We start from the raw sequence: 22877 nt of genomic DNA on the forward strand, positions 1-22877 counted from the left end.
TAGTTGTTTACCCAAAATATCCCATTATGCTCTGTCCGCAAGCAAGTTTTAGATGGGTCCAAGTCTTTGTACCAGCATGAAAGAAACCAAGACTAGAATAAAACATGGAAATTAAGTTGATGAAAAGTTTGGCTACAAGCTCTAAAGGTAATTTAGTAGCAATAAACACATTAACCTTGATTGCCAGACGCTTATGCTATCACTCCTGAAATAAGCTAACATTGAACGTTGAACCTTGAACGCTTCACACCAACTCTACCAATGTTACCCCTTCGCCACCCTGGTCGGCAGGAGCGAAGGTTACTTTTTTTACCCCGGAAATCCCACGCAAATAATCCTGCACTGCCTTCTTTAAAGCTCCTGTCCCCTTGCCGTGGATAATTTCTAACTCTTTGCGCCCGGATAATATGGCTTGATCCAGAAACTTTCCCAATTCAATTAAGGCATCTTCTACTCTTTTCCCCCGTAGATCCAATTTAATAGGCAGATAAGAGGTTGTTTTTTTAAACTTAAAGCCCACTCCTTGCTGCTTGTCACCAACCCGTTCCTCTATAGGCCCAAGATCATCAAGTTTAACCCATAAGGCAATCCCGCCCAGATCAATTTTTATCTGCTCTTTTTTGCTGTCTTTAGCATCCACCCGTCCTTTTTTGCCCCAGGGCAGGTAGATATAATTCTGGCCTACCTCAACATCTTCCCAGGAAAACTTCTTGGTTTCCCGCTCTTCCCTCCTTGGCGCAAGTCTTTCCCGCAACTTGGCCATCTCTTTCAGGGCCTTTTTGCGGCCAATCTTCTGTTCCTTCCACTGCCTGATAATCTCTTGCGCAGCTTGCTTTAATTCTAAACTCAACCTCTCTTTTTCCTGCTCAATCCGCTTTAATGCCCTGGCATATTTCTCTTCCAGTTCCTGCTGCCTCTTTTTTAATTTTTCAATTTCCTTTTCCTTGCTCACTGCCAATTCGTTAAGGCGATCAAAAATCTGGCCCTGATCCCCTCCGGCAACAAGCAGGTATTCTTCTGCCCGGGTTAAAATTTCTTCGGCCAAGCCATACTCGCGTGCCACTTGCAGGGCCTGGCTAGCGCCCACCTGATCATAAGCCAGCTTAAAAAGAGGTTTGTTGGTCTCTGGGTCAAATAGAACCGATGCAACCCTGACCCCCTCTCTGGTCAGACCATACATTTTTAAAGCCGGAAAATGTGTGGCCAGGGCCACCCAGGCCTTTTTTTCTAGTAGACCGTCAACAACTGCCTGAGCCAGAGCAGCACCCTGCGTCGGATCTGTGCCCACGCCAAACTCATCTAAAATTACCAGGCTCCTGTCATCCACGTGGGGATAAAATCGGGCAAAGTGCTCGATTTGAGCTGTAAAAGTACTTAGATTGGTCTCCAAGCTTTGCTCATCACCTATGAGGACAAAAATCTTCTCCCAATAAGGAATGAGACTCCCCTCTTTTAAAGGCACAGGAAGTCCAGACTTAACCATGAGGGCAATAAGCCCCAAGGTTTTAAGACATACGGTTTTCCCGCCTGAATTGCCTCCGGTGATAATCAGTGCCTTCTGGTCAGGATTTAATTTAAGATCTACAGGCACAACACGTTGTCCGCGCAGAGCTAAAAGAGGATGTCTGGCCTGGTTCAAGGACAATAGACCATCACTATTCATCTCTTGGGCCAGACCTGAAATTTTATCTGCCAACTTGCATTTTGCCAGAAGCACATCCAGCTCGACCAACCAGGCATATAAAGTTGAAAGCTGTTCTTGCTCCTGCCGGACAAGACCAGACAAATAAGCAAAAACCTGCTCTTCTTCTTTTTTCTCTTCTTGTTTTAGGCTTTGCAGACGATTATTTAGCTCGACCAAAAACAGAGGCTCAAAATAGCAAGTTTCGCCGGTCTGAGAATAATCGTGGATGATCCCCTCAAGCCGTCCCTTGAAGTTGCTCTTTAAAGCTAGGACATAGCGATCTGAAGAAATAGTTAAAAACTCGTCTTGAAGAAAATGAAGAAGGTCGCTATCTTGCAGATAACGCCCCACTTTTTTGGTACACTGCTCGTGAATGGAACGGATTTCTTGACGCACGGACAAAAGCCCTGGCGAACTCTCATCACGCAAATTACCATCCTGGCCAAGACAACGGCGCAAACCAGACCAAAGTTTCTGCGGCCAGGAAATTTTTTCACCTAATTTATACAAATCAGGATATATTTTGGAATTAAGCCCGGAAAAACGTTGCCATGCTTTGTGACCCGCCCTTAGAGTTTCCAAAACGGCCCACAAGCCTTCCCAGGCTAGAATGGCTTCAGGTCTTTTCAAATAATCAAAAATTGAGTCCAGGTCCGGAAAAAAATCCAACTCAAACCTGGCTTCTTTCTGCCATTTGATAGCCTGGCCCAAAAGCCTGCTTTGCCTATTTATGTCCTGGATATCATGAAGCGGAGCAAGTTGCAGGCACTTTTCCTGTCCCGGGACAGAAACAGCTTCCTGACTCAAATGCTGGAGGACTTTGTTTAACTCCAGCATGTTTATTGTCCTGGATTCCATATTTAAGGAGAGTAATTTTACGAAAGTTTTTCACGGACTATTTGACTGAGCTCTTTACCGTCAACACGGCCGGCATATTTGCTCATGATAGTCCGCATTACTTGGCCCATATGCTGCATCCCTTGGGCATCAAGCTCTTTTATGGTTTCATCAACAATCGAGGACAACTCTTGAAGAGTTAAGGGCGTAGGTAGATAGTGTTGAAGAATCTCCAACTCTTTTTTTTCTTTTTCTGTTAAATCTGCACGACCAGCTTTTTGAAATTGGACAATGGCATCCTGACGCTGCTTGGCCTCCTTACTCAGAAGAGCATGGACCTCTTCGTCTTTTAACTCTCTGCCCAATTCCACCTGCTTATTCTTAATGGCTGCCTTGACCATACGCAAGACAGCCACTTTAATCTCATCTTTGGCCTTATAAGCAGCCACAAAGTCTTGATCTAACTTTTTAACCAGTTTCATTTAAAGAAGATTCATTTTACGTAATTTTTTCATCAATCTTTTTCTGGCAGCAGCCTCTTTCTTTTTTCTCTGCACACTAGGCTTTTCATAGTGCTGCCTCTTTTTTAGTTCAGAGAGAATGCCAGCCTTCTCGACTTGTTTTTTAAACTTACGCAAGGCCAGATCAAAATTATCATTCTCCCCTAAGACAACTCCTGGCACAAACCTCACCTCCTTAAAGAGAATATAAACAATCGCCAAAGAAGCAAATTATTATCTATAGCCTCTTTTTCTTTTTTTGGCAAGAAAAAAAAAGAGGGCCCTAGGGCTCCTCTTTCTTTTTTCTAATTACCTTCAAACTCCCGTCGTCTATTTTGTTATTGACTTTTTCGCTTCTCTGCCAGGGTTTCACACAAAGATTTAAAGAAAACTACTCCCAAGCCACTGCCAATAACCAAGATTACAGCGTAAAGAACTCCAAAAAAAATAGCGTGATCAGGCCTCCACCATGGAAGATCCTGGGGAAGCATACTGTGAACAGTTTCGCCATGCAACATTTTGGGCCTCCTAAAAAATTTTTATTTTACCGCCTCCTTGAGAAGCTTACCGGGCCTAAATTTAACAACTTTACACGCAGGTATCTTAATCTCTTCACCTGTGCGAGGGTTGCGTCCAGTCCGCTCTTTTCTCTCCTCTACAACAAAAGTTCCAAAACCCGTCAGGGTCAACTTTCCTTCTTTAACCAACGTCTCCTCAACAGCGCCTAAAAATGCATTCAACGCCTTTTCGGAATCAGCTTTGGTCAACCCTGTTTTCTCCGCAATCTTAGAAACTAATTCAGCTTTTGTCATTACAGTCTTCCTCCTTAATTTGTCCATTTGGCCAAGTAAATTCTCGAAGCCAAATTTTATAAAAGTTTACCCCAATTTAAAATATATCTACAAATTATGCCCCCCAGGTAAACTAATGAACTTGTGCTTTATCAATTTTTACAGGCAAACAATAGGCAGAAACAAAATTTCTGGGCTTTAGTCAAGACTATTTATAAAAATTAATGCTTAAAAATTAAAAAATAACCTGGGCCAAACTTCTAATTTGCTCTGGGGAAAGGTCCTCGGGTCGAAATCTAGGACTTATCTCATGCTCTTCAAACCAAAATTTTATCCTTTCATTCCAATATGTTCTCAATATCCGACCAAGCTGCTTACGTCTAAATTGAAAGAGTAACTTGACTGTCCGTGACAGTTTTTGGGCCTGGACTCTACCCATAACCTCTTTTTTGGGCTCAAAGCTAAGAACAGCCGAATCCACCTTGGGTCTGGGGAAAAATACATTAGGGCCAACAAAAAATAAAATTTGCGGGCGGACAAAATTTTGTACCCACACAGACAATGCTCCATAAGTCTTATTTTTTGGCCTGGCCACAAGTCTTAAGCCCACTTCCTTCTGAACCATAAATACGGCCCGCTTAAATGTAGGCAGCTGGCTAAAAAGGTCCCACATTATCGGCGAAGCAACATTATAAGGCAGGTTGCCAATAATTTTGAGTTGCCTTACTTTTTTAAGTTTGGCCCAATAAAATAAAAGAGCATCTCCATTTATTAGGTCTAGGTCTGGCCACTTCTTTTTCAGTTCTGAAGCCAATTGCCAATCTTTCTCTAAAGCAATGAACTCCTCTACCTGACCATGAATAAACTGAGTCAGGGCTCCCTGGCCCGGACCAATTTCCAGCACAGTATCTTCAGGGCGCAGTGCCAATTGGTGAACTATTTTTCGGGCAGTATTCTTATCTACTAAAAAATTTTGGCCCAAGCTCTTTTTCGGTCTGCACCTGGTCATATTCTCTTTAACCTTTTAAGGCGCCTTCTCTCTGCACGTCGGTCATGATACATTCTGATAAAGCGCAAAGACATAAAATAGGTGACCAGGCTTGCTGGAATTCCCACAACCACCCCTCCAACCATCATAACCACCACTAGGTCCCAGCCCAGTTTGAGCATATCCGCCAGAGCCAGTTGATTTGGGTCATAGCATACATCACTTATGGGCACGAGAAACTTACCGACTACATACAGACCATAATAAAAAAAAGGGACATTCACCGGATTGGACACCCAGGTCCCCAGGGCAGCCGCTATTTTATTACACTTGAAAACAAAGGCCAGGCTTAGAGCCACTACGGTCTGAAAAGGTATAACAGGTAAACAACCTACAAAAACGCCCACGGCTAAGCCTAAAGCAGTTGAATGGGGTGGGGCCTTGATCCTAACAATTTTTAAATACCAGTACCTGAGATATCTTTTTAATTTTACCCACAAACGATTCAACTTCGATCCTCGTGTAGACAGTGTAGATAAAATGTAAATCAGAAAAAATCCAACTCAAAACAGTCAATGACATTTAGGACAGACAAAGTTAAACATTTCATACACAAGCAAGTTTGGCAAAGTCCGACGGCCTCCGGGATTTGTTCTACTTCTTCTCATTATCCTGTGGCATGGTAAAGGTCCTCTGAGCTAAATCTCGATCGAGCATAAACAACCCACCGCTGGCTTGGCCAATGAGTTTGATCTTATTCACCACCTCACCCACGCTATCTTCTTCCTCTACCTGTTCACTAACAAACCACTGTAAAAAATTATTGGTAGCATGATCTTTCTCTTCAATAGCTAAATTGACCAAATCATTAATCAAACCAGTAACTTTCTGCTCATGAGCCAGAGCTGCTTCAAAGGCAGCCAAAGGGGATTCCCACTCTGTCGGCGGGGCCACAATAGCCTGAAGGACCACTTTCCCACCCCGTTCATAGACATAATTATAGAATTTCATGGCATGGAACAGCTCTTCCTGGGCCTGGGCCTTCATCCATGATGCAAATCCGCTCAAATTAAGGTTTTGAAAGTAGGCTGACATGGAAAGATAGAGATAGCTAGAGTACAATTCAGCATTGACTTGTTCGTTCAAAGCCTTTTCCATGGTTTTGGACAGCATTTCATTCTCCTCCTTTTTATAGGTAAAAACCTAAATCCGTGAAACATATGATCTAAAAAATAAGATAGCCTGTAGCCAAAAACCATTTTGACTACCAGATTAAAAACCCTTGTTTTCTGAATGCATTGCAAAGGACTGGGAAACCCATCTTGAGCTTAGCTTGCGGATAAGCAGAGCATCGGGATGACAAAGCTAAATATCTGGGACTGTTTACCATAACTATCGACAATAAAAAGAATATCCGTTTACCCTAAATGCCCCATGATGCTCTGCCCGCAAGCAAGCTATAGATGGGTCCAGCGTGAAAGAAATCAGAATTGAAAAAAATTATAAAACTCGACCTCGAAAAAAGGTTTGATCATAGACGCAAAGTAGACAGCCCTTTTTCTTCGTCAGAATAGTTACAGGCAATCTATCACGCAAAAATAAAGGCCGAGAATTCCGGCCTTTACCAAAAAACCGTATAATTGCTATCCCTATTGTGCCTGAGTTCTAAATTCCTCTTTGAGCAGCTTCTGTGCCAGGGGGAAAATATTCTCCCGTCCGCAAAACAGGTGGTCAGGTGTCGTACCCAGCAGGGCTTGCGGAAGAACTTCATCCATATGCCTTACTTTGGTAATTTTTAGCCCCTTGAGCACATTTTCTGGTACTTCTTTCAGTTCACGCTCATTATCTTCCGGAATTATGACTTCAGAAATCATAGCCCGTCGCGCGGCCAACAGTTTTTCTCTTAGTCCACCAATAGGTAATACCCGCCCGCGAAGAGTAATCTCGCCGGTCATGGCCAAATCGTTGCGCACCGGTAAATTCAAAAGGGCTGAGACCAAACTGGTAGCCAAGGTTATGCCAGCTGACGGACCGTCTTTAGGAGTTGCACCTTCCGGTACATGGACATGGATATCTATCTCCTTGTAAAAGTCTGGCCTAAGTCCGAACATATCCGATCTTGAACGGACATAACTGAGGGCTGCCCTGGCGCTTTCTTGCATCACCTCGCCAAGTTTCCCGGTAATCTCAACCTTACCTGTACCCGGCATCAAGGCCACTTCCACAAGGAGAAGTTCCCCGCCGACCTCTGTCCAGGCCAATCCAGTGGTCACGCCGACCAAAGGCTTTTCTTCCCTTTCTCCATGGCGCACCTTGGGCACCCCGAGATAAGTGCCTATATTGGATTTGCTGACCTGAACCTTTTTGCTCACATCCCCACCCTGCACTAATCTTTTTGCTACCTTGCGGCAGATGGAAGCAATTTCCCGCTCCAGGTTCCGCACCCCTGCCTCTCTGGTATAACGACGAATAATCTCCAGAATAGCTCCGTCTGAAATAAAAACATTGTCTTTGGTTAATCCGTGCTGCTTTAACTGCTTCGGCCACAAGAAATGCCTGGCTATTTCCTTTTTTTCCGTCTCCAGATATCCTGGAAGTTTTATTATTTCCATTCTATCCTGCAAAGGCAGAGGTATGGAATGAAGGCTGTTGGCCGTGGTTATAAAAAAGATATTGGAGAGATCGTAATCCAAATCCAGATAATGATCATTAAAGGCATAATTTTGCTCCGGGTCCAGAACCTCAAGCAGGGCAGCAGATGGATCGCCCCGAAAATCAGTGCTCATCTTATCTATTTCGTCCAGGCAGAAGACTGGATTGTTGTATTTGGTGCGTTTAAGGCTTTGAATAATCTTCCCTGGCAAAGCACCAACATAGGTCCGGCGGTGTCCTCTTATTTCTGCCTCGTCGCGCACCCCTCCCAACGACAAACGGACAAAATCCCTTTGCATGGCACGGGCCACGGACTTGGCCAAAGATGTTTTACCTACTCCCGGCGGTCCCACAAGACAAAGAATAGGTCCTTTGATCTTGTCCACTAGGCTTTGTACTGCTAGATATTCCAGGATCCTCTCCTTGGGCTTTTCCAGGCCAAAATGATCTTCATTGAGAACCTTTTCTGCTGACCTAATATCGATTTCTGTTTTTTTCAGCTCGTTCCAGGGCAAGGCCAAAATCCAGTCCACATAATTGTGTACAACTGTATATTCGGCCGAATTGGAGGGCATCATACGGAGTTTCTTGATCTCCTCGAGGGCCTTTTCCTTGGCAGCCTCTGGCATATTCTTCTTCTTAACCTTCTCTTCCAGTTCATCCAATTCAGCCTTAGGATCGGTTTCTCGACCCATTTCTTTGTGAATGGCCTTTAACTGCTCAGAAAGATAATATTCTCTCTGATTTTTCTCCATCTGCTTTTTGACCCTGGTCTTGATCTTCTTCTCAAGAGAAAAGACCTCTATTTCCCCTTGTAAATAAGCATAGGCCTTTTCCAAACGTTTGTTAGGGTCTATCTCTTCAAGGACCTCTTGTTTTTTCTGAAAATCCAGCTTCAAGTGAGGCATCAAAGCATCGGCCAATGGCCCCGGCTGATTGATGGAAGACATGGACAATATTGTTTCTTTGGCCATTTTGGCATTAATCCTGCCATATTCTTCAATGGCCTCATGCGTGGCCCGCACCAGGGCCTCAGCCTCTAAATCGTCCACCTCTATATCCTGAAGAGGAATAACCCGCACCAGGGGAACTCGGGATGAGAAATCTACTTCTTCAAGCTCTATGCGTGCCCTGTACAACCCCTCGAACAAGACTTTGATTGTTCCATCCGGGAGCCTGAACATCTGGAGAACCCTGCTCACACACCCGCAGGCAAAAAGATCATCCTTGCTGGGTTTCTCAATTTTAGGATCTTTTTGAGCGACTAAAAAAATCTTCTTATCATAATCAGCCAGAGCTGACTCAATGGCCTTAATAGACTTCTCACGCCCCACAAACAAGGGAACAATGCTCCCCGGGAACATGACAACTTCTCTAAGGGTCATCAACGGCAAAAAAATTTCTTCGGGACTATTATCTTGATCAAAATTATTAACTTGATCCATTCTCCCTCCATTTGGAGCTTAAAATTTTATAGTGGATTCAAAGGAGATGAAACAGGAGTGGTAAACAAATAAACGGTTAGAGAGGAGCGGGCAATACCCGCCCCCTTCTAGGCTGATTTTACTTCCTGGTCATAGAAAATCAAAGGTTCCAGGTTATTCTCTACAACGGCTTTGTTGACCAAACATTCACGCACACCTTTCATGGATGGTATCTTATACATGATATCAAGCATGATTGTTTCCATAACATTTCTTAAACCGCGGGCTCCTGTTTTTCTCTCCAAGGCCTTTCTGGCAATAGCTTTTAATGCGTTTTTAGTAAACTTTAACCGCACATTGTCAAGTTCAAACATTTTTTTATACTGTTTAACCAATGCATTTTTGGGCTCAGTCAGAATGCGAACCAGATCCTCTTCTGAAAGTTCCTGCAAAGAGGTAATCACAGGAATACGGCCTATAAATTCGGGAATAAGGCCAAACTTGACTAAATCTTCCGGATGAACCTGTTTTAAAAGCTCATCCGAGCTCATCTTCTTTTTATTGCTGATCTTGGCGCCAAAGCCCATGGTGCTTCCTTGCAAGCGCTGCTGGATAATATTTTCCAAGCCAATAAAAGCTCCTCCGAGGATAAACAGGATATTGGAGGTATCTATCCGAATATATTCCTGTTGAGGATGCTTACGCCCTCCCTTGGGTGGGATATTGGCTTCGGTACCCTCAATGATCTTCAACAAGGCCTGCTGGACACCTTCTCCTGAGACATCCCTGGTAATGGATGGACTATCGGCCTTACGCGCAATCTTGTCTATTTCATCTATATATATGATACCTTTGGAGGCTGCCTCCAGGTCATAGTCGGCATTTTGGACCAATTGGACCAAAATGTTTTCCACGTCTTCACCCACATAACCGGCCTCAGTCAAAGTGGTAGCATCGGCAATGGCAAAGGGAACCTTGAGAATCCTGGCCAGAGTCTGGGCCAAGAGGGTTTTTCCCGAACCAGTAGGCCCGACTAGAAGTATATTACTCTTGTCCAGTTCCACGTCATCGCTTTTAAGACTGGCATATTGAATCCTCTTATAATGGTTATAAACAGCAACAGAAAGAACCTTTTTGGCTTCATCCTGGCCAATAACGTAATCATCAAGTGCCTTTTTGATTTCAGCCGGAGGCAGAATTTCTCCGTCCTCCAGGTCTTCCTTAATGTTGTCCTGAGCAATAATTTCCTCGCACAGGGCCACACACTCATTGCAAATATATACATCAGGCCCGGCAATTAAACGCTCTACTTCTTCCTGGCCTTTCCCGCAAAATGAACAACATAAATCATAAAGATAAGGCTTTTTCTCGTCCGCCATAACTCACCTCGTTAAGATTTAAAAACATCACACCTGCCCCTGTTTGCCTTACGGACAAGACAATCAAAAGGGACAGCATTATATAGTCCAGAAACCAAGACTTTCAATCAGCCACATTGAGCCCTTAGCTTTTTGACTTTTGAGTGTCTAAATTCTCTATCTCGGCCCTCGAAGTCAGGACATGATCCACGATTCCATACTCTTTGGCCTCGGTAGCGCTCATAAAATAATCACGTTCGGTATCCTTTTCCACCTTGGCCACATCCATCCCCGTATGCTTGGACAAGATATTATTCAAGATAGCTTTAAGACGAATAATCTCTCTGGCCTGAATATCAATATCTGTGGCTTGACCTTGAAATCCACCCATGGGTTGATGAATCAAAATACGGCTATTGGGCAGAGCGTAACGCATCCCTTTTTCTCCGGCCGCCAAAAGCAGGGCAGCCATACTCGCTGCCTGGCCCAGACACAACGTAGCTACCGGGGATGAAATATACTGCATGGTATCATAAATAGCCATCCCCGCCGTGACAGACCCACCAGGGGAATTGATATAAAAATTTATTTCCTTTTCCGGATTGTCTGATTCTAAAAATAAAAGCTGGGCACAGATGAGATTGGCTACATTGTCATCGATTTGAGAACCCAAAAGGATAATCCTGTCTTTAAGCAGCCTTGAGTAAATATCGTAGGCCCGCTCACCTCTGCCAGTTGTTTCAATAACCATAGGGATATTATAATATGACATATTTTCTCCTTTTTTGTTCGACTCTCTTTTGAGATCTAGAGGAATCTCTCTAGCTTTTTAACTTTATCTCAAAAAATTAACATCATTTTAGCTCAAATGCCAGAATAAAAAACACCCAAATCATAACAGAAAAAATCCTGATTTTAAAGCTGGTATGAAGGAAATCAAAAGGCTGGGAACTGAGGAAAAAGGAGGTATCAGAAGAGGTAAATCCGGACAGGGCAAAAGACCCTGCCCGGTTAATATTATTCTTCTTCAGATTCACTTTCTTTAGAGGGCTCTTCCCCCTCTTCATCCTTGACTTGCGGAACCAATTTTATTTTGGCGTTCTCGTAAATCAGCTCCATGGCCTTATCAGCCAAAACCTTATCTTTCAAAGCAATCATAAGATTGTTCTGCTCATAGAAATTTTTCAGGGTCGCAAAATCCTGCCCGGTAGCATAAGCTATTTTTTGTAGTTGAGCATCCAGCTCCTCGGGCTTTACAGTCAACTCTTCTTTTTGGGCCACTGCCAACAAAAATATTTGAGATTTTACGATCTCTTCAGCTTCGGGGCGAAATTCCTTCTCCAGCTCTTCCATACTCTTGCCCAGGGAATCGAAGCTTTTGCCCTGGCGCTCAAGTTTATCCCTAAGCTCGGCAATCTTTTGGTCAATATGGCTTTTCACCATTGACTCAGGCAATTCGAAATCAACCTTTGCCTTCAACTCATCCAGAAGCTTCTTCTGGGCCACGCTCTTGGTCAACTCCTTCCTGGTAGCCACATAAGACTTTTCAATTGCCTCTCTAAGCTTCTCAATAGAATCATAACCGCCAGCCTTCTGGGCCAATTCATCATCTATGTCCGGGAGCTTCTTTTCTTTTATATTATGCAGAGTAACTTTCATCAGCACTTTCTGGCCAGCCAATTCTTTATTGATAAAATCTTCTGGCAACTGGACCTCGCCCTCGCCGCTCTGGCCCGGCTTCAAGCCCATGACTATCTCTTCAAATTCAGGCAGGGCACCACCCTCGCCCAAAGTCATTTGAAAATTTTCAGCCTTGACTCCCTCTATTGGCCCCCCGTCTTTATAGGCCTCAAAATCAATCACCACTGCATCGCCTTCTTTCGGATGACGGTCTTCTTCAACAATAATAAATTCGGCGAGTCTTTCTCTCAAACGTTGAATAACTGCCTCTACCTCTTCCTTATTTACCTCAACCTCTTCTTCCTCTACTTCCAGACCCTTATATTCAGGAAGCTCAAATTCCGGGGCAACTTCAAAACTAAAAGAATAATTAAACTCCTGGCCCTTTACCAGCTCTTTGGCATCAACATCGATCCTGGACAAAGGGACCAGTTTCATCTCATTTAAGATCTCATTGATGTGTAAATTGATTAAATCAGTTGTCGCTTCATTATAGATTTGCTTTTTGAAACGACCTTCAATAATTGAGGAGGGCACTTTACCTTTGCGAAAGCCTTTAATATCAGCATCCTTGCGGTACAAGGCAACAGTAGCAGCAATGGCAGCGTTCACTTCCTCAATTGGCACCTGTACATTAACTTTTCTCTTGACTGAGGATAACTCCTCAACTTTATAATCCATGGAAAACCTATCCTCCTTTTTAATTTGCCACGAACTTTTTAGTTTACCACAAAGCTGGCTATAGGGTTGTTTGTACGCAAAAGGCAATGCCGCTCACAAACGAAACCATGGCTAATTCACGGCAAAAAAATATTATTAGTTTAGTTGGTGCGAGAGGGGGGAGTCGAACCCCCACGGACCAAGCCGCTGGATCCTAAGTCCAGTGCGTCTACCAATTCCGCCACTCTCGCTTTTTGGAAAAAAGCTAACTAATCTTTTAACACACAAATTGTCAATAGAACAAGTTTAAAGCTTCAGGTTAATATTTCAACCGCAGACCCACGCGGATTTTTTGAGGGATAAGGTTTAAGGATTAAAGGATAAGAGAGATGTATGAGAAAGATTTGAAGGTATTGATATTATTAATATTAAGCAGAAGTTAGCAAAATATTAAACTTTAAGAGAGTGGTGCAAATAGGTTACCCCCGTATGTTTACACCGTTCTTTTTGAAGTTTATTTAAAAACGTTTAAGCCAATTATGGCGTGGCAGACCGTTATTTCCCTTGGTGGTCGTACACCTTAATCCTTAATTCTTAATCCGTAATTTTTACCCCTTAATTAGAAACGATTATCCTGAAAATCTGTTCAGGAGGAAAAAATGAAAGTCATCTTTTGCGGAGTAGGCGAGGCCTTTGATGAAAACCTGGCCAATACTTCAATTTTGGTCCAATCCGAAGATAATACCTACAGCCTGTTACTCGACCTGGGTTTTACTGCTGCTTCTGCTTACTGGCAGGTTAGTCCGAACCCGCTTACTCTGGACGCAATTTGGATTTCTCATTTTCATGGCGACCATTTTTTTGGCCTGCCTGCTCTTTTGTTAAGATTTTATGAGCACAAAAGAACTAAGCCCCTGACCATCATCAGCCAACCAGGCATTGAAGACTTAGTCACAGCTTCCGTAGGTCTTGCCTATCCCTCTCTATGGCCAAAGCTTACCTACCCAATACTTTTCATAGAGGCAGAGGTCGACAAAACCGTTGATTTGGCTTTATTTTCTCTGGCTTTTGCCCCAACAAAACACCCCCAAGACTGTCTCGGGATAAAAATAACATCCAGCAATGGGAGTATTTTTTACACTGGAGACGGCAGACCGACAAAAGAGTGCCTTTGCCTGGCCCAAAAATGTGACATGGTTATTTGCGAAGCATACACCCTGGAGGACCTGGTCCCAGGACACAACAACGTGCATGACGCTATGGACTTTGCCCGTGAGGCCAAGGCCAAATCCCTGGCACTTGTCCACCTGCAACGTGATGTTCGCCGAAAACATAGCCAAAAAATCAAAAAAATCCTACAGGCCAACAATGATATACGTGGCTTTTTACCGGAACCAGGAGACAAAATCATGGTGCCCGGCTCGTGACTTGCCCTGCATCACGCCAATCTGACAATGTTGAGTGGAATTTCATTTAAGCTTAACCCCAAACCCGAGTCGACCAATAAAGCAAATGGAATATCTTTTTGTATATGGAACCTTGCGGCAAAAGGTAGCGCATCCTCTGCATACTTTTCTGCTTAATAATGCAGATTTTATTGGTCTTGGCTATGTGCAGGCCAAGCTATATGCGGTTAAACACTATCCTGGAGCGGTATTAACTGAAGACCCAGCAAGTAGAGTCCTTGGGGAAGTGTACTTCTTGCGAAGGCCAGAAAAAGTTTTAAACAAGCTTGATGCTTACGAGGGGTGTACCAAAGATTACCCTCAACCACATGAATATAAAAGAAAAAAAGTTAGCGTTAAACTTGAGAACGGCCCAAATATTACGGCATGGATGTATGAGTACAACCTCCCTACAAAAAACCTGAAACTAATCCCCTCCGGAGATTATCTCGATTTTATTAACTTAAAAACTCAATGGCTCAAGAGCCTATGGCCAAACCCTATTTTAACCGCTGAATGAAAGTCCTGGTTTCTGAAATGCATTACAAACGGCTTGGGTAACTCAATCTTAATGAAGCTTGCGGAAAAACAGAGCATCGGGATGAATGGGCTAAATACTTTGCGATGTTGACCATAACCATCGGTAATAAAAGAATATTTGCTTACCCAAAGTATCCCATTATGCTCTGTCCGCAAGCAAGTTTTAGATGGGTCCTAGTCTTTGTACCAGCATGAAAGAAACCAAGACTGAAATAAAACCAGGACAATTAAGTTGATAAAAAGGTTAGAGCCCAGGCTCTCAACTTCCCTAGCTGTCTAACACCATAACTTCTACGCTTTTGGAAAGCACTTTTTCTAAAATGCATTACAATTGAAAAAATGTGCTCTCCATTTAACTCGGAAAGTTGAGTCAATGATATCAGTTATTGGTACGGGACTTATTATTGAATCCTGGATCTATCTCAAAGTACAAAGGAAAGGGCAAACAGGCAGGGGAAAGAATCTATCTTTAACAAACTTTAACAAAATCGCGATGCAGAAAAACGCCCTTTGGTTCAGACAACTAGTCCTCCCCTCAGGCTGCTCTATTTGAATAAGATTAAAGGGCCAACTCAATACCCTTCTCTTTCAAGGCCTTAACCCTGGCGCTACGATCATAGTAATTGGTATGCAAAAGGCGGTGAGACATATGTCCGCATGGTCCTTCATGCAAAAAGCCATGCTTTTTATCGTAGAGTTTTTTGACCATGGGATTATCCTGTGACTTTCTGATCTTATAGATTTTGGCATCAGCTTCATAAACAGATTTCTGACGCAAGGCCACGAACTCCATGGCTGCGGCTACGGCCTCTTTGGTCATGTTAAACCCCAAGACCATATAGCCGGTAGCAATGCCTGCAGCCTTAAGAAAACTGCGTCTGGTCATCTTTATCATTTTTTTCATGGTTTACCCTCCTTCCTAACAACAAACTTTTCGCATTCTGTATCTCTTGTTTATCTTCGCAATCATGCACTTAAACAGTGAAGCTTCTTCGCGAATATCCGGATCCAAAGGCTGTCCTCCACCGTTTACGCAACCGCCAGGGCAGGTCATAATCTCAATAAAGTGATAGGGAGACTTGCCAGCCCGAACTTCTTCGCAGAGTTTGGCGGCATTCTGAAGTCCACTGGCAACGGCCACTTTGACTATTCCGAAATTCGGAACCTTAATGTCAGCGGTGTTAATGCCCTCATGGGTACGCACAATTTTTATGTCAGGGTTAGCAAGTTTTTGACCGGATAAAACCTCGTAAGCCAAGCGAAGAGCTGCTTCCATAACTCCGCCACTGGTGCCGAAGATTGTCGCAGCACCCGTGGACATACCTAGTGCAGGGTCAGGTTCCTGGTCGGGCAAACTTTTAAAGTCAATTCCTGCCTTTTTGATCATGTAGGCCAGTTCCCTGGTATTTATAGTGGCATCAATATCTTTAAAGCCACTATCGCCCATCTCTGGTCGGAGCCCCTCGTACTTCTTGGCGATACATGGCATGATAGATACGGTGTAAATCTTCTGGCCAGGGATATGCGTCTCGTGGGCGCCATATGTTTTGGCCAGAGCGCCAAGCATCCCTATGGGGGATTTACATGTGGAAAGATGGGGCAAGAGATCAGGATAAAAAGTCTCACAAAACTTGACCCACCCCGGACAACATGACGTAAACTGTGGTAATGGCTTGTCCTTGCTTGGATGCTTAACCCGCTCGATAAGCTCTGTACCTTCCTCCATGATGGTTACGTCTGCGGTCCATTCGTTGTCCCAGATGTAATCAAAACCAAGTTTCCTCAGGGCAGCATGCATCTTGCCCCCTACATACGTGCCTGTCGGATAGCCAAAACACTCTCCAAGGCCATAGCGAACAGCCGGGGCAGGCATAGACACAACTATCGTGTCCGGATCTTTCAACTTTTCAAAAATCTCGTCCACATAAGAAACGCCTTCATAGATAGCGCCGTAAGGACAATTGAGCAAACATTGCCCGCAATTCATGCACGCTGCCGGACTGACTACCTGGTGAATGCCATCATCATTAATGGCCTGAATAGCGCCGGTGGGGCAATGCTCCTCACACACTCCACACCCCTGACACTTGGTGAGATCCACCTGGACAAAATAAATATTGTCCGGGTCCTCACTTCTCGGGGCATTGGTCAGATACATCACATCTTCCATTTTTTTCATGGTCCCCTCCTCCTCTGGTATTATCGCCGATAAATCTACCGGCGTAAGTTTAGGTGCCGTTTTGGCTCTGCATCCGGACATGATACCCTCCTCCGTTAGGATGCGTCCTAAAAATAAAAAATGCCCTTACCAAATTTGAGTTTAGAGCCTGAAGGTTGGCTCTCGAAGCTCTCAATTTACACCCCCTTGACCCTCAGTAATCTTAAATTAGCCCCAAACTCGTTTGCCTGGATTAAAACCAAAAAAAATTAAATCATTTATAAAATTTTATAATTTTGCGCATAAAAAATAAAAATTTATCTGTCAAGAAGGTCAACAAAAATTTATAGAAAGAAAACAAAAAAAATATTTTTTTAAAAAAAGCTTGCCAAGTTCGTTTCCTTTACCTAAGGTCGAAGTAAATCGTAATACGATTATGATTTTTATATACAATATCGAATATGTGCGAAATATCTATAATCGGTCTCGGCAACATTTTAGACGGAGATATGGGGGTTGGATGCTATATTCTGGAAGCCCTCGCACAGGATAACTTGGGCGACAACATCCGCCTCGCCTACCTGGCTGAAGAGGCAATAAAAGCGGACGTCTGGTTCTACAAAGCAAGTTTGGCCATTATTGTCCAGGGGCTCTGCCTGGGGGTAAATCCGGGGCGCATCCTTTGCTGGAACTATAAGACCTTCCGGCAAAACCTCACCTGGTTAACAGAGCAATCAAAAACGATCAGACCCCTGACTCAAGCCCTGGCCAGGACTGAACTGGCTAATGGATTCCCTGAAAAGCTTCTTTTTATCTTCATCCAGCCCAAGGAGACAGGCAGACCCTCTATCTCTAAAGAAATGTGCAAGGCCATGCGCAGAGCAATAAAAATAATAAAAAGGCAGCTACAGGAAAACGGTTTTCTATCAACAACAACTAGCAGTAAGCTTGAGCCGATTTATCGGCTCAAGCTGCTGCAAGGGAGCATGTTAATGTTCTAGGGTTATCGAAAAGTAAACCTTTGCCTGCGGGAAGGGTGCAAGCCTGAACCCAAGGGTTAGTGTGAATAAATCTCGCTTTCTACCCGGCCTGCAGGCATTTGCTTTGGTCGGGTTTTATTTTTTGGAGGGTTAAAATGAACAAAAGAATGGGCGTAATAGCCATCATCGTCAAGGACAGGAAATCTTCCAGTTCTAAAGTCAACGAGATTTTAACTGAATACGGCGAAATGATTATTGGGCGTATGGGAGTGCCTTATCGCGAGAAAAAGGTAAATGTAATTTCCTTAATCGTTGAAGCCAATACAGATCAAATAGGTGCCCTCACCGGCAAACTAGGCATGATTCCTCAGGTAGAAGTCAAATCCATTTTAATAACAAAGTAACAGTGATAATGTTGAAAGGGTTGTAGTTGTTGTTGCTGGCCTAGCTGCCTGCTCAACCATACAACCCTTAAGACTCTGTGACCAACGCCTATTTAAACCGCTGATTGAAAGTCTTGGTTTCTGAAATGCATTACAAACGGCTTGGGTAACCCAATCTTAATGAAGCTTGCGGGAAAACAGAGCATCGGGATGAATGGGCTAAACACTTTGCGATGTTAACCATGGTTATCGATAATAAAAAGAGTGTCTGCTTATTTACAATATCCCATTATGCTCTATCCGCAAGCAAGTTTTAGATGGGTCCAAGTCTTTGTGCCAGCATGAAAGAAACTAAGACTGGAATAAACCATGGAAATTAATCTGATAAACAGGTTCGACCACAGGCACATAAATACTTTCGGCCTTGAGCTAATATTTTTCACTTTTAAGGAGGTTTCTATATGCTGAGCGCAAAAGAAAAGGAATGGCGAGAAGAACGGTTGGCCAGAATCAAGAAATGGGAAGAAGATTGTCCCTGGGAGGATTTCATCGATGATGATAACATATCGAAAATCATTGAAGAGAAAAAAAATCCGGATAAAAAAGAAATCCTGGAAATAGTTTCCAAGGCAAAAGAAAATGCCCTAACCGGGGCCATGCTTTCTCCCGAAGAAGTAGGTGCTCTCACCAACGTGCAAGATCCAGAGCTATGGGAGGCTATTTTCGAAGCTGCCAACTGGATCAAGTGCAAAGTCTATGGCAACAGGATTGTGCTTTTTTCGCCCCTTTATATTTCCAGCCCTTGTGTAAATAATTGCGCCTATTGCGGATTCAGGCACAGCAACAAGGAAGTTCACACAAAAACATTAACCATGGAAGAGTTGGAAGAGGAAATAAAAGTCCTCACCGGCATGGGCCAGAAACGGCTTATTGTCGTTTACGGAGAACACCCTGCAAGTGACTACAAATTCATGTGTAAAACCATAGAAAAAATATACAGTATAAAAAATGGAAAAGGAGAGATTAGACGGGTCAATGTCAATGCTCCACCTTTGTTTGTCGATGAATACGAGGCAGTAAAGGCTGTGGGCATTGGCACGTATCAAGTCTTTCAGGAAACGTATCATCATCCGACTTATCATAAAATGCATCCTGCCAACACTCTCAAGGGCCAGTATAAGTGGCGACAATTCGCCCTGCACCGGGCCCTGCAGGCAGGCATTGATGATGTGGCTATCGGGGCTTTGTTCGGGCTCTATGACTGGCGTTTTGAGTTATTGGGGCTACTTTATCATGCCATGTCTCTGGAAAAAGAATTCGGCGTAGGCTCTCATACCATTTCTTACCCACGCCTGGAACACGCAGTAAACACTCCTATCACCTCAAACTCTCCCTATCTTGTGGATGATGAAGACTTTAAAAAAATAGTCGCTATTATCCGCCTGATGTGCCCATATACAGGGTCAATTTTAACCGCGAGAGAAGCTCCTGCCCTGCGAAGGGACCTTATACAAAAAGGCGGAATTTCCCAGATGGATGCCGGTACCAGAATTGCCGTTGGTGGATATGCTGAGATGAAAAAAGAGCATATTCCTGACAAGCAGCAATTTCTTATTCAGGACACTCGTAGCCTGGACGACTTCATCTATGATTTGTGCAAAGATGGATATTTACCTTCTTTTTGTACTGCCTGTTACCGTGAAGGCCGCACAGGTGACAATTTTATGCCATTGGCCAAGCATGCAACTGTTAAAAACTTTTGTATTGGCAATGGCATCCTTACTTTTAAAGAATACCTCCTGGATTATGCCTCGCCCAGAGTAAAAGAAATCGGGGAAAAAGTGATTATCCCCAACTACTTAAAATGGCTGGATGAACACGTGCCCCAGGCAGCGAAGCAGGTCAAAGAGCTACTGCAAAAAGAAGAGGCCGGGGAAAGAGATCAGCATTTGTAGTTTAGTTGAGTGGTTGAGTGTGTAAGTAGTTGAGTAGGTTGAGTAAGGCATTATTGATACCCTCCTTACTCACCTTACTCAACTTAAAAGTGTACCAGCATAAAATAAACCACGAAACTTAAATTTAGTTAAAGGGTTTGGCCACAGGCTCTCAAGAGATGCAGGATATGAACGAAATCAAAAAACTATTAGAGGAAAAGGCCAAAGAGGTGTGTGCGCGGTTTGGTCTGAGCAGGGTATATTTTGCTCAAGTGCTGGGCAGGCGCAACCACTTTCTGGCTGGCCATGGAGAAGAGATGTTCGTGCGACCTGAAAAGAGAACTTTGACCGAAAAAATCACTGTTTTCTGGGAAGGTGATATCTCGGAAGAAAAAAGGCGGGCTTTGCTGGACGAGCTAATTCCCTTTGCAAAAAAAGTTTCAAAGGTGCTTTAAATGATACGCATTGAACACGATCTCTTAGGCGAAAAAAAGATACCCCGAGATGCTTATTTTGGGATTCATTCTCTTCGGGCAAAAGAAAACTTTCCCTTATCCGGCCTAAATGTTCACCCGGAACTGATCCGGGCCATGGGCCTGGTTAAACAGGCCTGTGCCAGGGCCAATCTGGAACTGGGCTACCTGAAACCAGAAACAGGCGAGGCTATAATTTCTGCCTGCGAGGATGTCTGCTCTGGAAAACTGAATGAGGAGATCGTGGTCGATGCCCTGCAGGGCGGCGCAGGAACTTCTACCAATATGAACATCAATGAAGTTATTGCCAACCGGGCAATTGAAATCCTGGAAGGTGAAAAAGGCGACTATAAACTCGTTCACCCCATTAACCAGGTCAATTTACATCAATCAACCAACGATGTTTATCCCACTGCAATTAAAATAGCTGCCATTAGCCTTCTGCGAGACCTGGAAAAAAAGATTGCCAAGTTACAGGCCGCCTTACAAGACAAAGAAAACGAATTTCGTGATGTTATCAAGATTGGGCGCACTGAACTGCAGGATGCTGTTCCCATGACCCTGGGGGCAGAGTTTTCCGCGTTTTCCGAGGCCATTGCCAGGGATAGATGGAGAGTATTTAAATGCGAAGAAAGACTGCGGGTAGTGAATATAGGAGGGACAGCTATTGGTACCGGCCTTACAGCGCCAAGAAAATACATATTTCTGGTAATTGAAAAGTTGCGTGAACAAACAGGCTTTGGCCTTGCACGTGCTGAAAACATGGTTGACGCCACCCAGAATATGGATGCCTTTGTAGAAGTCTCTGGCATTTTAAAAGCCCATGCTGTCAACTTGTTTAAAATTAGCTCTGACCTGCGGTTAATGTCTTCTGGCCCTTTAGCAGGCTTGCGGGAGATAAAACTGCCAGAGGTCCAGGCCGGTTCTTCCATCATGCCAGGCAAAGTCAATCCGGTTATTTGCGAAGCAGTGGGCCAGGTAGCCATCAAGGTCATGGCCAATGATTTTATTGTGACTCAAGTATGTCAGAATGGACAATTTGAATTAAATCCATTTCTGCCACTTCTAGCCCATGCCCTCCTTGAGTCTTTAAGCCTGCTGATTCAGGCCAATAAAATTTTCCGGGAAAAGTGTATTCAGGGAATTTCTGCCAACAAAGAAATTTGCGCCCACTATGCTCATCACAGCCCAGGCCTAATAACCGCGCTTTTACCCTACATCGGCTACGAGCAGGCAACATCAGTAGCCAAAGAAGCACAAAAAACGGGCAAGAGCGTGCTAGAAATAGTCCGGGAAAAAAATCTTATCCCCAAAGATCAATTGGAATATATTCTCTCCCCGGAAGCAATGACAGCTCTAGGTTACAGATAATAGAGTCTGTGGCCAAACCCCATCCTGACCACCAGATTGAAAATCCTGGTTTCTTGAAAGCATTGCAAAGGGCTGGGTAAGCTATCTTGGCGAAGCTTGCGGATAAGCAGAGCATCGGGGCGACAAAACTAAATATCTTGGGACTATTTGTCATAGCTAGCGACAATAAAAAGAATATTCGCTTACCCTAAATGCCCCATTATGCTCTGCCCGTAAGCAAGCCTTGGATGGGTCCAGGCATTTGCACCAGCATGAAAGAAATCAGGATTGAAAAAAATATGAAAAATTGTCCTCTGAGTAAGGTTTGGCCATAGACTCAATAGCACTGTAGAGTCGTTATCCCATACGATCGGACGCACCCGCTATTTGCACTAATTTTTGAGAAGCCTTAATTTTGGTATTCCATCTGCTGATTGTTTTCTCTTTTTTTGTTCATGTTTAGCAAAATTTTGTCATAATTTAGGAACCAAACCTGTTCAGAAACTCTGTGCAGTGGTAATAATCCAGAATCTGGCGGCAATCAGGGGAAAATTCTACTATGGAATCCCATATCCACTGACCATCCTACCTACTCATCTCACTCACCTAACCAACCCACCCCACCTAACTTCTCATTTTCTCTACTTCAGAGCTTCCTCTTCAATACGCCCTTTTCTCTTCTTTTTCATTCAACATTAAGCATTAAACATCCAACATTAAAATAACCCCATCATCCCATCCACCCATCCACCGTTACACGAAAAAAAATAATTGATTTTTATTTGACACTAAAATTATTTTAACGTAATAATAATTCAGAAAGAGTAACACAGCTTTTATTTCGTATGCCTATGGCTACAGCAGGATCGTTCCTAAACCAAAAAAGGCTTTGATTGAAAACTTTCCATGGGGTGTGTCTACACACTGACAAAAATACTTGAAGGTATCCGGTCTGACGGAAGCTTTTGTGAACTTACTTCACATCTTAAGGAGGTAAAGATGGCCAAGGTAGGAGTGTATGTATGTCATTGCGGCACGAA

The 22877-nt window shown here is 43.6% G+C and carries 21 protein-coding genes and 1 tRNA gene; 7 read left to right on the forward strand and 15 right to left on the reverse strand.

Annotated elements, in window-relative coordinates:
- Positions 1–244 precede the first annotated feature (244 nt).
- From AC3WVG_RS07360 to AC3WVG_RS07420, 13 genes are all read right to left on the reverse strand, one after another.
- Positions 245–2542 carry an endonuclease MutS2 gene (locus AC3WVG_RS07360; protein WP_488797512.1) on the reverse strand — a complete coding sequence of 766 codons (2298 nt, stop codon included), beginning with the start codon at positions 2540–2542 and terminating at the stop codon, positions 245–247.
- 17 nt (positions 2543–2559) lie between these two features.
- Positions 2560–3003 (reverse strand): GatB/YqeY domain-containing protein, encoded by a 444-nt coding sequence (locus AC3WVG_RS07365; protein ID WP_488797513.1) that lies wholly within the window; start codon positions 3001–3003, stop codon positions 2560–2562.
- Positions 3004–3204: a 30S ribosomal protein S21 gene (gene rpsU / locus AC3WVG_RS07370; protein ID WP_252381241.1), complete on the reverse strand. Its 201-nt coding sequence runs from the start codon at positions 3202–3204 to the stop codon at positions 3004–3006.
- 155 nt (positions 3205–3359) lie between these two features.
- Complete coding sequence (locus tag AC3WVG_RS07375) at positions 3360–3539, reverse strand: hypothetical protein (RefSeq protein WP_252381242.1); 180 nt, start codon at positions 3537–3539, stop codon at positions 3360–3362.
- Positions 3540–3560: 21 nt separating this feature from the next.
- Positions 3561–3833 (reverse strand): HU family DNA-binding protein, encoded by a 273-nt coding sequence (locus AC3WVG_RS07380; RefSeq protein WP_252381243.1) that lies wholly within the window; start codon positions 3831–3833, stop codon positions 3561–3563.
- A 214-nt stretch (positions 3834–4047) separates the two neighbouring features.
- Positions 4048–4821, reverse strand: a complete 774-nt coding sequence (gene rsmA / locus AC3WVG_RS07385; RefSeq protein WP_488797514.1) for a 16S rRNA (adenine(1518)-N(6)/adenine(1519)-N(6))-dimethyltransferase RsmA — start codon at positions 4819–4821, stop codon at positions 4048–4050.
- Positions 4818–5309: a DUF2062 domain-containing protein gene (locus tag AC3WVG_RS07390; RefSeq protein WP_252381245.1), complete on the reverse strand. Its 492-nt coding sequence runs from the start codon at positions 5307–5309 to the stop codon at positions 4818–4820. Before AC3WVG_RS07390 ends, rsmA begins: the two co-directional genes overlap by 4 nt.
- Positions 5310–5454: 145 nt before the next feature.
- Complete coding sequence (locus tag AC3WVG_RS07395; RefSeq protein WP_488797515.1) at positions 5455–5973, reverse strand: ferritin; 519 nt, start codon at positions 5971–5973, stop codon at positions 5455–5457.
- A 476-nt stretch (positions 5974–6449) separates the two neighbouring features.
- Positions 6450–8897, reverse strand: a complete 2448-nt coding sequence (lon, locus tag AC3WVG_RS07400; protein WP_488797516.1) for an endopeptidase La — start codon at positions 8895–8897, stop codon at positions 6450–6452.
- Between the two features lie 107 nt (positions 8898–9004).
- A complete protein-coding gene (clpX, locus tag AC3WVG_RS07405; protein WP_488797517.1) occupies positions 9005–10255 on the reverse strand; it encodes an ATP-dependent Clp protease ATP-binding subunit ClpX in 1251 nt (416 codons plus the stop codon).
- A gap of 124 nt (positions 10256–10379) precedes the next feature.
- On the reverse strand, positions 10380–11051 hold the full coding sequence (gene clpP / locus AC3WVG_RS07410) for an ATP-dependent Clp endopeptidase proteolytic subunit ClpP (RefSeq protein WP_353617329.1): 672 nt from the start codon (positions 11049–11051) through the stop codon (positions 10380–10382).
- A gap of 200 nt (positions 11052–11251) precedes the next feature.
- Positions 11252–12595 (reverse strand): trigger factor, encoded by a 1344-nt coding sequence (gene tig, locus AC3WVG_RS07415; protein WP_488797518.1) that lies wholly within the window; start codon positions 12593–12595, stop codon positions 11252–11254.
- 145 nt (positions 12596–12740) lie between these two features.
- Positions 12741–12825, reverse strand: a tRNA-Leu gene (locus AC3WVG_RS07420).
- A gap of 408 nt (positions 12826–13233) precedes the next feature.
- Here AC3WVG_RS07420 and AC3WVG_RS07425 point away from each other — a divergent pair.
- Together AC3WVG_RS07425 and AC3WVG_RS07430 are read left to right on the forward strand one after the other, a co-directional pair.
- A complete protein-coding gene (locus AC3WVG_RS07425; protein ID WP_488797519.1) occupies positions 13234–14001 on the forward strand; it encodes an MBL fold metallo-hydrolase in 768 nt (255 codons plus the stop codon).
- Positions 14002–14086: 85 nt separating this feature from the next.
- Positions 14087–14539 carry a gamma-glutamylcyclotransferase family protein gene (locus AC3WVG_RS07430; RefSeq protein WP_252381252.1) on the forward strand — a complete coding sequence of 151 codons (453 nt, stop codon included), beginning with the start codon at positions 14087–14089 and terminating at the stop codon, positions 14537–14539.
- A gap of 579 nt (positions 14540–15118) precedes the next feature.
- Here the strand turns inward: AC3WVG_RS07430 and AC3WVG_RS07435 are convergent.
- Together AC3WVG_RS07435 and AC3WVG_RS07440 are read right to left on the reverse strand one after the other, a co-directional pair.
- Entirely contained in the window at positions 15119–15463 is a 345-nt protein-coding gene (locus tag AC3WVG_RS07435; protein ID WP_252381253.1) for an iron hydrogenase small subunit, read from the reverse strand.
- Between the two features lie 15 nt (positions 15464–15478).
- The gene (locus AC3WVG_RS07440; RefSeq protein WP_488797520.1) at positions 15479–16819 is read right to left on the reverse strand and encodes a [FeFe] hydrogenase, group A; all 1341 of its coding nucleotides are present in this window, start codon (positions 16817–16819) and stop codon (positions 15479–15481) included.
- Between the two features lie 359 nt (positions 16820–17178).
- Between AC3WVG_RS07440 and AC3WVG_RS07445 the strand changes: the two genes are divergently transcribed.
- From AC3WVG_RS07445 to AC3WVG_RS07465, 5 genes are all read left to right on the forward strand, one after another.
- On the forward strand, positions 17179–17718 hold the full coding sequence (locus AC3WVG_RS07445) for a hypothetical protein (protein WP_488797521.1): 540 nt from the start codon (positions 17179–17181) through the stop codon (positions 17716–17718).
- A gap of 134 nt (positions 17719–17852) precedes the next feature.
- Entirely contained in the window at positions 17853–18101 is a 249-nt protein-coding gene (locus AC3WVG_RS07450; RefSeq protein WP_252381255.1) for a TM1266 family iron-only hydrogenase system putative regulator, read from the forward strand.
- Between the two features lie 440 nt (positions 18102–18541).
- On the forward strand, positions 18542–20035 hold the full coding sequence (hydG, locus tag AC3WVG_RS07455; protein WP_252381256.1) for a [FeFe] hydrogenase H-cluster radical SAM maturase HydG: 1494 nt from the start codon (positions 18542–18544) through the stop codon (positions 20033–20035).
- Between the two features lie 167 nt (positions 20036–20202).
- Positions 20203–20469, forward strand: coding sequence for a hypothetical protein (locus tag AC3WVG_RS07460; protein ID WP_252381257.1), 267 nt, complete (start codon positions 20203–20205; stop codon positions 20467–20469).
- Positions 20470–21858, forward strand: coding sequence for an aspartate ammonia-lyase (locus tag AC3WVG_RS07465; RefSeq protein WP_488797522.1), 1389 nt, complete (start codon positions 20470–20472; stop codon positions 21856–21858).
- Positions 21859–22877 lie beyond the last annotated feature (1019 nt).

Source organism: Desulfovulcanus sp. (assembly GCF_982781345.1).